This window comes from Intrasporangium sp. (genome assembly GCF_030452765.1).
Lineage (GTDB): Bacteria > Actinomycetota > Actinomycetes > Actinomycetales > Dermatophilaceae > Intrasporangium_A.
The window spans coordinates 22,525-29,385 of sequence record NZ_JAKDLO010000037.1; the positions used below are offsets into that span (position 1 = coordinate 22,525).

The following is a 6,861-nucleotide window of genomic DNA, read 5'->3' on the forward strand; positions in this document are numbered from 1 at the left end:
GATGGACAGCGGCGACGACGAGTTGCTTCGCGTGGTTCTCGCGGCCGTGGCCCCCGGCACCGAGCTTCGCGACAGCCTCGAGCGCATCCTGCGCGGGCGAACCGGAGCCCTGATCGTGCTCGGCCATGACAAGGTCGTCGAGTCCATCTGTACCGGCGGGTTCGTCCTCGACGTCGAGTTCTCCGCGACCCGGCTGCGCGAGCTGTGCAAGATGGACGGCGCCGTCGTCCTCGACCGTGAAAGGACGCGCATCGTACGGGCCGCCACGCAGCTCGTGCCCGACTCGCGCATCGAGACCTCCGAGTCCGGCACGCGGCACCGCACAGCGGAGCGAGTCGCCAAGCAGACCGGGTTCCCCGTCATCTCCGTCAGCCAGTCGATGGACGTCGTAGCCCTCTACGTCGGCAGCCGCCGCCATGTCGTCGAGGGCTCACCGACAACGCTCTCGCGCGCCGACCAGGCGTTGCAGACCCTCGAGCGCTACAAGTCCCGCCTCGACGAGGTCACCGGCACCCTGTCCGCCCTCGAGATCGAGGACCTCGTCACGGTCCGCGACGTGACGGCGGTCCTCCAGCGCCTCGAGATGGTGCGCCGGATCTCCGCCGAGATCCAGGACTACGTCGTGGAGCTCGGCACCGACGGCCGGCTGCTCAGCCTCCAGCTCGAGGAGCTCGTCGGCGGTCTCGGCAACGACCGCGAGCTGGTCATTCGCGACTACCTGCCAGCAACCAAGGCCGACCTGACCGAGCAGGAGGCACTCGCCAACCTCGAGGAGCTCAACTCGGTCGAGCTGCTCGACCTCGCCGCCGGGGCCCGCGCGGTCGGTTTCCAGATCGTCGGCGAGAGCCTCGACGCCCCCGTGAGCCCACTCGGCTACCGCCTCCTGACGAAGGTGCCGCGCCTGCCACAGGCCATCGTCGAGCGCCTCGTGGAGCACTTCGAGTCGCTGCAGCGTCTCCTTGCCGCCGGCATCGACGAGCTCATGCTCGTCGAGGGAGTCGGCGAGGGACGGGCCCGCGCGGTCCGCGAAGGCCTGTCGCGGCTCGCGGAGAGCAGCATCCTCGAGCGCTACGTCTGAGCCAAGCCGCGAGGCCCGGAGCGGCGATTCGGCTCAGACGTCAAAGGTACGTCTGAACGCTTGGGGGCTCACGGCCGAGGTCCCCCCGAACGACCAGGTTGCTGGGTCCTTCTCGTCACGGCTGGCTACCGTGCGGGTATGCCGCCGAGCCCGCAGACTCTCGACGCCCTCCACGGGCGCGTGCTCGAGTGGTACCGCGGGGCTGGACGTGACCTGCCGTGGCGGCACCCGGACTGCTCACCGTGGGGGGTCTTCGTCTCCGAGGTGATGGCCCAGCAGACTCCGCTGGGTCGGGTCGAGCCGGTCTGGCGGCAGTGGCTGCGACGGTGGCCGACGCCCGCAGCGCTCGCAGCAGCTGCGCCCGGCGACGCAGTCCGAGCCTGGGGCCGGCTGGGCTACCCGCGCCGGTCGTTACGGCTGCACCAGGCGGCCACCGTCATGCTCGAGCGCCACGGAGGCCAGGTGCCGTCCCGCCTGCAGGACCTGCTCTCCCTGCCCGGCGTCGGTGCCTACACGGCGGCTGCGGTCGCCTGCTTCGCCTTCGGCATCCCCGAGGTCGTCGTCGACACGAACGTCCGGCGCGTGCTCGCGCGCACCCTGACCGGCAAGCAGTACCCGGCGCCGGCGCTGACCCGGGCGGAGCGCGACCTCGCCGGCGAGGCGATGCCCGCACAGCGGCATACCGCTGCGGTGTGGAACGTTGCTGTCATGGAGCTGGGCGCACTCGTCTGTGTCGCGCGTGGGCCGCGCTGTGACGCCTGCCCGGTCGCCGACCTCTGCACCTGGAACGTCGTGGGCCGGCCGGCGCACGACGGACCGGCGAGGCGTGGCCAGGCATGGCACGGCACGGACCGGCAGGTCAGGGGGCTGCTGCTGCAACGGTTGCGTGACGCCCGCGCCGAGGTGCATCTCGGGCTCCTCGTCGGGGCAGCACCGCAGCAGCAGGTGATGCGGTGCCTCGACTCCCTGGTCGCCGATGGCCTGATAGAGCCGCTGGACGATGACCGTTACCGGCTGCCCGCCTGAGCACCCACCGGCGTTGCCGGTGCGCCGCCCCGGTCGGTAGCCTGACCCCTCGTGTCCTGCCGACCAGTGACCCGATGAGGACCATGCTCCTGCTCGTCCGCGCCGGCTTCCGGCGACACTCGACCTACCGGCTCGCCCTGCTCGCGGGCCTGACCACGAACTCGGTCTTCGGGGTGATCCGCGCTTCGATCGTGCTGGCCGCGATCGGCTCGGCCGGGTCGGCGATCGGCGGCTACTCGGCGCCGATGGCGGTCGCCTTCGTCTGGTGGGGCCAGGCGCTGCTCGGCACGGTCAACCTGTGGGGATTCCAGGAGGTCAAGGAGCGGGTGCGCAGCGGCGATATCGCCGTCGACTTCCTGCGCCCGCTCGACCCGCAGCTGGTCTACCTCGCCGGGGACATCGGCCGGGCAGGGATCAACTTCGTGGCCCGGGGACTGCCGGCGCTGCTCATCGGTGCGGTCCTGTTCGACCTGGCCTGGCCGCCGAGCCCGGGTGCGTGGCTCGTCGGGGCCGCCTCGGTGGGCCTGGCCGTCGTCGTTGCGTTCGCCGGCAACTTCATCGTCAGCCTCCTCTCGTTCTGGCTCATCGAGGTACGCGGCATCCAGCTCGTCTGGATGATCCTCTCGGGGCTCTTCTGCGGGCTCTACCTGCCGGTGCCGTGGTTCCCCGGATGGCTGCGCACCATCGCGGACTGGTCGCCGTGGCCGGCGATGCTGCAGCATCCGCTCGACATCCTCAGCGGTCGACTCGTCGGTGCCGACCTCGGACTCGTGGTCGCCAACCAGGTCGTCTGGGCGGTCCTGCTGCTCGCTCTCGGCCAGGTCGTCCTCCGGGCCGGGCGGCGCCGCCTGGAGGTGCAAGGTGGCTGACCGCCTCGCGTCCTGGCGGGCGGCCCGTCCCACGGCCGGCGGACTGGCCGACCGGCTGCGTCCCTACCGCGTCATCCTCGCCGCGCGAGCCCGGGCCCAGCTGCAGTACCGCGCGTCGTTCGTCACCGACATCCTCGGCACCGTCGGGGTGGGCCTGACCGAGTTCGCCGAGGTCTGGATCATCTTCCACAACGTCGAGCTGCTCGGCGGACTCGACTTCACCGCGGCGCTGCTCGTCTTCGCCCTGTCCAACATCGGATTCTCCCTCGCCGACATGCTCGTCGGTCACCTCGACACCCTGCCCACCTACATCCGGATGGGCCAGGTCGACGCGTTCTACGTGCGCCCGCTGCCGCTGCTCACCCAGTTCATGACCAGCGACATCTCGCTGCGGCGCGTCGGTCGGTTCGCGGTCGCCGTCGTCGCCCTCGTCGTCGCGCTCACGACCGCAGACGTGCGCTGGTCGGCCGCGAAGGTCGTGCTCATCGCCGTCACCATCGTCAGTGGCACCGCGATCTTCTCGGCGCTCTTCACCGCAGCAGGCGGCCTACAGTTCTTCTTCGTCGACGGCGCGGAGTTCACCAACAGCATGACCTACGGCGGTTCGTATGCCGCCCAGCAGAGCCAGCGCGTCTTCCCCGACCCGCTGCGGGTCCTCTGGACGTTCGTCATCCCCACGGCCTTCGTCGCCTACCTGCCGACGCTGGCGATCCTCGACCTGCCCGGGGACCGGCTTGCGCCCGTGTGGCTGGCCTGGTGCTCGCCCGTCGCGGCCCTCGCCGCCTGGCTGGCCGCCGCCCTATGCTGGCGTGCCGGGACGCGGCACTACCAAGGAGCAGGCGGATGACCAGTCCCCCCAACGGCGCGGCGGCCGGGCCGATCATCGAGACCGTCGACCTCGTCCGGGACTTCAAGCGGACCCGGGCCGTGGACCACCTGAGCGTCGCCGTCGCGGCGGGCGAGTCCGTCGGCTACATCGGGGCCAACGGCGCCGGCAAGTCGACGACCATCAAGATGTTGACCGGCATCCTGCAGCCGACCTCCGGGCTCGTGCGCACGTGCGGGCTCGACCCGATGCGGCGTCGCGTCGACGTGGCCCGCCGGACCGGAGTCGTCTTCGGCCAGCGCTCCCAGCTGTGGTGGGACCTACCACTGCACGAGTCCTTCACCATCCTCGCCGCGATCCACCGGCTCGAGCCGGGGCAGGCCCGGGCCCGGATCGAGCGGCTCGTCGACCAGCTCGAGATGGGACCGCAGCTGGCCGCCCCGGTACGGTCGCTGTCGCTCGGCCAGCGGATGCGCGCCGAGATCGCCGCCGCACTGCTGCACGAGCCGGAGCTGCTCATCCTCGACGAGCCGACGATCGGCCTCGACGTGCTGTCCAAACAGCGCTTGCGGGAGTTCCTTCTCGAAGAGCGGCGCGAGCGAGGCACGACCCTGCTGCTGACGACCCATGACATGGGCGACATCGAGCGGCTCTGCGGGCGGGTCCTGGTCATCGACGAGGGACGGCTCGCGTTCGACGGGACCCTGGCCGGGCTCGCCAGGACCGTCGGTGCGCGGCGGGTGCTCGTGATCGACCTCGCGGAACCGACCGGCGAGCTGAGCGACATACCTCATACCGCGGTGTTGGCCGTGGAGGGGGACGGACTACGGCAGCGGCTTGCCTTCGATGCCAGTGAGACGACGGCCGCCGCCGTGCTCGCTGCGGTGTCGGCGCGGGCCCAGGTGCGCGATCTCGCGATCGAGGAGCCGGACATCGAGGATGTGGTGCGGCGCATCTACGCCGCGTCCGGTCGCGGTTAGAGACCCCGTCGAGTGGGCACGACGGCCCGGTCGAGAAGGCACACCACGGGGCCGTCCGCCTGTCGGTTGTCCGTCCCTGGCCCGGGGCTGAACTACCGTTGCCCCGTGAGACTCGCGCCCCACCCGACGACCAGGCTCGTTGCCTCCGCGACGGCGCTTCTTCTGCTCACCGGATGCTCCTCGGGTTCGACTTCCCCCTCGGCGAGCGGCGCAGCAGTCCCGACCTCGGGCCGGTCAGTCTCCTCGACCGCGACCGAGCCGACGCGGATCAAGGGTGCGCCCACCGAGCTGTCGGCCCTGGTCGAGCGGGTCTACTCGGGATCTGATCTCGGCAGCACCGCCTCGAAGACCGCGGCCGCCGCCCTCGAGGCTCGCACGCCTGTCAGCGGTCCGATCAGCGGCAAGGCCAGCACCGGCAGCTGGAAGGGCCAACAGGTTGCCGTCGTCACCGTCGGCGACGACGTCACCCTCGCCGTCGCGGCCAAGCCCGGCGCCTGGCGGGTCGTCGGCGGCTGGTGGCCCACCCTCGGCGTCCCGAAGCCGGCCCTCGGGTCCGGGCCGCGCTGGGTGCTCGCGCTCGGCTCCGATGCGCGCAAGGGCCAGCCGCTCGACCACACCCGCGCCGACACGATCCAGGTCGTCGGCACCGACGGTGCAGGCGGAGCCGGCCTCATGGGGATGGCGCGCGACCTCTGGGTGCCGCTCTCCATCGGAGGGAAGGGCAAGATCAACTCGGCCATGGCGCTCGGGGGCGCCGGGGCCCAGCTGAAGACGGTCCGCTCCGTGACGAGACTGCCCATCGAGGGCTATGTCGTCATCGGCTTCACCGGCTTCAGGAAGACCGTCGACGAGCTCGGCGGGATCCCCATCGTCATCCCCAGGACCGTCGATGCCTCCCATGCCGGGATCCTCGTCAAGAAGGGCCCGCAGACGCTGACCGGGGCGGAGGCGCTCGCGTATGCCCGGGAGCGAAAGACCTTGCCCGACGGTGACTTCGGTCGTTCGCGGCACCAAGGTGAGCTCTTGTTGGCAGCGGCGGTCAAGGCCAGGCTCGCGGGGCCGACAGCCATGCCGCTCGCCCTGACGACGGTGAGCCGCTATACGAGGACCGACCTCGACGCCGAGCAGATGCTGACCTTCGTCGCGCGGTTCTACCAGGTCAAGCCCGCCGAGGTCGGGCGCAGCGTCGCCCGGGGCGCCTTCGGCTGGGCCGGCGGCCAGTCGATCGTCGTGCTCGGCCCGCAGGCCCGCTCTCTGTTCGCCGACTTCGCAGACGGGAACCTCTCGTGAGCACAGCCCCCGTCATCCGGCGCGCGCGGACCGCCGACATCCGTGACATCCGAGCGCTCGTCAGGCCGCTGGCCGAGCGGCGCATCCTGGTGGCCAAGGACGCGGTGACCTACTACGAGGGGCTTCAGGAGTTCCTGGTCGCCGACGACGGAGGTGTCGTCGTCGGGTGCGGTGCCCTGCACGTCATGTGGGAGGACCTCGGCGAGATCCGCACGCTCGCCGTCGCCGAGAACTACCTCGGCACCGGCCTCGGGGGCCGCATCCTCGAGGAGCTCATGGACGAGGCCCGCCGGCTCGGGGTGGGGCGGCTCTTCTGCCTCACCTTCGAGACGCGGTTCTTCACCCGGCACGGTTTCGAGTCGATCGACGGGCAGGCGGTGACCGGTGATGTCTACGTCGAGCTGCTCCGGTCGTACGACGAGGGCGTCGCCGAGTTCCTCGACCTGGAGCGAGTCAAGCCCAACACCCTGGGCAACACCCGCATGATGCGTGCGATCTGACGGCGCACCGTTCCCACGCCCTTCCCCCCATCGAGAGTGCGCTTCCGCCGTTGATCGAGAGTGCAGTTGTGGGCATCGACAGTGCAGTAGTGGGCATCGGGAGTGCAGTTGTGGGCATCGAGAGTGCAGTTGTGGGCATCGAGAGTGCGCTTCCGCCGTTGATCGAGAAGTGCGCTTCCGCCGTTGATCGAGCGTGCAGTTGTGTTGTTGGCCGACAGTTCAGATCTACGGATCCACTGCACGTTCGATCGGGGTTACTGCACTGTCGATCACAACTACTGCACTGTCGATC

Annotated in this window: 7 protein-coding genes; all 7 read left to right on the forward strand. The window is 70.5% G+C overall.

Features of this window, described 5'->3' with window-relative positions; translation table 11 throughout:
• The first annotated feature begins 1 nt into the window (after position 1).
• The 7 genes from disA to L0H79_RS06865 all read left to right on the forward strand — a co-directional run bounded on the left by disA (position 2) and on the right by L0H79_RS06865 (position 6,569).
• Positions 2–1,078, forward strand: a complete 1,077-nt coding sequence (disA, locus tag L0H79_RS06835; RefSeq protein ID WP_301483835.1) for a DNA integrity scanning diadenylate cyclase DisA — start codon at positions 2–4, stop codon at positions 1,076–1,078.
• Positions 1,079–1,216: 138 nt separating this feature from the next.
• Positions 1,217–2,104 carry an A/G-specific adenine glycosylase gene (locus tag L0H79_RS06840; RefSeq protein ID WP_301483836.1) on the forward strand — a complete coding sequence of 296 codons (888 nt, stop codon included), beginning with the start codon at positions 1,217–1,219 and terminating at the stop codon, positions 2,102–2,104.
• 74 nt (positions 2,105–2,178) lie between these two features.
• On the forward strand, positions 2,179–2,973 hold the full coding sequence (locus L0H79_RS06845; protein WP_301483837.1) for an ABC-2 family transporter protein: 795 nt from the start codon (positions 2,179–2,181) through the stop codon (positions 2,971–2,973).
• Positions 2,966–3,820 carry an ABC transporter permease gene (locus L0H79_RS06850; protein WP_301483838.1) on the forward strand — a complete coding sequence of 285 codons (855 nt, stop codon included), beginning with the start codon at positions 2,966–2,968 and terminating at the stop codon, positions 3,818–3,820. Before L0H79_RS06845 ends, L0H79_RS06850 begins: the two co-directional genes overlap by 8 nt.
• Entirely contained in the window at positions 3,817–4,779 is a 963-nt protein-coding gene (locus L0H79_RS06855) for an ATP-binding cassette domain-containing protein (protein ID WP_301483839.1), read from the forward strand. Before L0H79_RS06850 ends, L0H79_RS06855 begins: the two co-directional genes overlap by 4 nt.
• Positions 4,780–4,884: 105 nt before the next feature.
• Positions 4,885–6,069 (forward strand): LCP family protein, encoded by a 1,185-nt coding sequence (locus L0H79_RS06860; RefSeq protein WP_301483840.1) that lies wholly within the window; start codon positions 4,885–4,887, stop codon positions 6,067–6,069.
• On the forward strand, positions 6,066–6,569 hold the full coding sequence (locus L0H79_RS06865) for an amino-acid N-acetyltransferase (protein WP_301483841.1): 504 nt from the start codon (positions 6,066–6,068) through the stop codon (positions 6,567–6,569). Before L0H79_RS06860 ends, L0H79_RS06865 begins: the two co-directional genes overlap by 4 nt.
• The last annotated feature ends 292 nt before the right edge of the window (positions 6,570–6,861 follow it).

What these genes read in the sequence shown, in the direction of transcription:
- disA (WP_301483835.1), top strand. Translation starts at nt 2, where the DNA reads ATGGACAGCGGCGACGACGAGTTGCTTCGCGTGGTTCTCGCGGCCGTG.
- L0H79_RS06840 (WP_301483836.1), top strand. Translation starts at nt 1,217, where the DNA reads ATGCCGCCGAGCCCGCAGACTCTCGACGCCCTCCACGGGCGCGTGCTC.
- L0H79_RS06855 (WP_301483839.1), top strand. Translation starts at nt 3,817, where the DNA reads ATGACCAGTCCCCCCAACGGCGCGGCGGCCGGGCCGATCATCGAGACC.
- L0H79_RS06845 (WP_301483837.1), top strand. Translation starts at nt 2,179, where the DNA reads ATGAGGACCATGCTCCTGCTCGTCCGCGCCGGCTTCCGGCGACACTCG.